At 71.3% G+C, this 2058-nt stretch carries 2 protein-coding genes; both read right to left on the bottom strand.

From position 1 onward, the window contains the following. Nucleotides 1–2: 2 nt before the first annotated feature. The gene (locus SSBG_RS25610; RefSeq protein WP_008748958.1) at nucleotides 3–791 is read right to left on the bottom strand and encodes a shikimate dehydrogenase; all 789 of its coding nucleotides are present in this window, start codon (nucleotides 789–791) and stop codon (nucleotides 3–5) included. Beyond that, the coding region (gene mltG, locus SSBG_RS25605; RefSeq protein ID WP_008748957.1) for an endolytic transglycosylase MltG at nucleotides 769–2058 on the bottom strand (1290 nt) is incomplete at its 5' end. The genes SSBG_RS25610 and mltG, both read right to left, overlap by 23 nt.

Raw genomic sequence — 2058 nt, 5'->3', positions numbered from 1 at the left:
CGTCATCCCGCTCGACCTGGAAGGACGGCCTGGTGGACGAGGAGGTCGAGCCCGCCGAGCACCTGGCCGCCGCGCGCGGCCCAGCGCCCGGCGAGCGGTGTCGGCCACGGCTCGTAGAGGACGTCGAAGAGGGTCCCCGGCGCCTCGGGCACCGCGTCGGCGAGCCCGTCCGTGCTGCCCGCCGGGGTCGTCGCGACGACGAGCGGCGCGTGCAGGCCCTTGACCGCGTCGTCCCAGGGCTCCGTGCGCACGTCGACGCCGAGCCGCTCCCCCCAGCCGCGCATCTCGGCCGCGCGCGCCGGGCCGCGCACGTAGGCGACGACCTCGCCGTCGCAGACCGGCGCGAGCGCGGCGAGCGCGGAGGAGGCGGTGGCGCCGGCGCCGAGGACCGCCGCCGCGGGAACGCGGGTGAGGCCGCGTTCGGCGAGCGCGGCGCGCAGCCCGGGGATGTCGGTGTTGTCGCCGCTGCGGCTGCCGTCGGCCTCGAAGACGACGGTGTTGACGGCGTCGACGGCGGCCGCGGTCTCGCTGATCCGGTCGAGCAGCGGCACCACCGCCCGCTTGAGCGGCATGGTCAGCGAGAGCCCGGCCCACTCGGGGCCGAGCCCGTCGAGGAAGCCGGGCAGCGCGGCCTCGTCGGTCTCGATCCGCTCGTAGGTCCAGCCGCTCAGGCCGAGCGCGCGGTAGGCGGCGAGGTGGAGGTGCGGGGAGAGCGAGTGCGCGACGGGGGAGCCGAGCACGGCGGCGCGGCGCGGCCCCTTCGGCAGGTCACCGTCCGGCGTCGGACGCATTGAACTGGGCCTCCAGCTTCTTGAATTCCGTCAGCGTCTTCGCGAACTGCGTGTCTTCCTTGCCGTCCACGGCGACGAAGTACATCCAGCCGTCCTTCGTCGGGTTGAGGGCGGCGGCGAACGCCTCCGCGCCGGGATTCCCGATCGGCCCGGGGGGCAGTCCCTTGTGGTAATAGGTGTTGTACGGGTCGGGATCGCTGTTGATCTCCTTGGTGGAGATCTTGATCTCGCTGCGCCCGGTGAGGTAGTTGTACGTCGAATCGAACTGGATCTTGCCGTTCGTCTCGGTGTTGCCCGGTTTGAGCCGGTTGTAGATCACCTCCGCCATCTTGCGGAAGTCGTCGTGGGTCTTGCCCTCGGCGTTGACCATGCTCGCGACCGTGACGAGGGCGAGCGGGCTGTCGAGTTTCAGCTTCTCGGCCTGCCCGACGACGTCGATCTTCTCGTACTGCTTATTCGCCTGGGCGACCATTCTCCTGAGCACGTCGGCGGGTTTCTGGCCCTTGCTGACGGAATACGACGAGGGATAGAGGAAGCCTTCGAGCGGGTCCTTTATGTCCTTGTCGTCATCGGCCCATTCGGGCAGCCCGAGCTTTTTCCAGTCGCTCTTGGCGACGTCCGCCGTGGTGCCCTTCTTGAGGCCGAGGCGGCCGTCGATCTGGGCGTAGACCCAGCCGTTGCGGTATCCCTCGGGGACGATGAGGGTCTTGCGGCTCTTGGGGTCGAGCATGAGCTCGACGGCGCTCTCGCCCGACATGCCCTTGTGCAGGGTGTAGAAGCCGGACTGGAGCGTCGTGCCCTTGTCGTTGGCCTTCTGCGCGGCCGTGAACGCCTCGACGCTCTTCACGACACCCTTGTCCTTGAGCAGGTTGCCCATCGCGATACCGGTGGACCCGTCGGGGATCTCGACCACGACGGTGCCGCTGCCCTCGCCCGCGTAGTCCGGCGGCGGCCCGAAGCGGTCCTGGTAGAGCCCGTAGCCGTAGTAGGCGGCCCCGCCACCCCCGCCGATCAGGACGACGGCGACCACGAGGCAGGCGCAGCCGCCCCGGCGTTTCTTCGGTTTCTCGCCGCCGCGCCGCCCCGCGCGGGCGCCGCCCTCCCCGTCTTCGGCGTCGTCCTCGTCCCCGGCGAGGTCGTCGCGGTCGTCGTCGCGGGCTCTGCCGCGCTGCCCGCCGGAGCGGCCCGCGTCGCCGTCGCTCGCGAAGAAGGGGTGCTCGGGTTCGTCCGGATCGGGGTCCCAGTCCCCGCGCGGCGGCGCGGCGGC

Source organism: Streptomyces sp. SPB074 (assembly GCF_000154905.1).
GTDB lineage: Bacteria > Actinomycetota > Actinomycetes > Streptomycetales > Streptomycetaceae > Streptomyces.
Note: the sequence above shows the minus strand (reverse complement) of the source record. Positions and strands in the feature narration are given on the sequence as shown.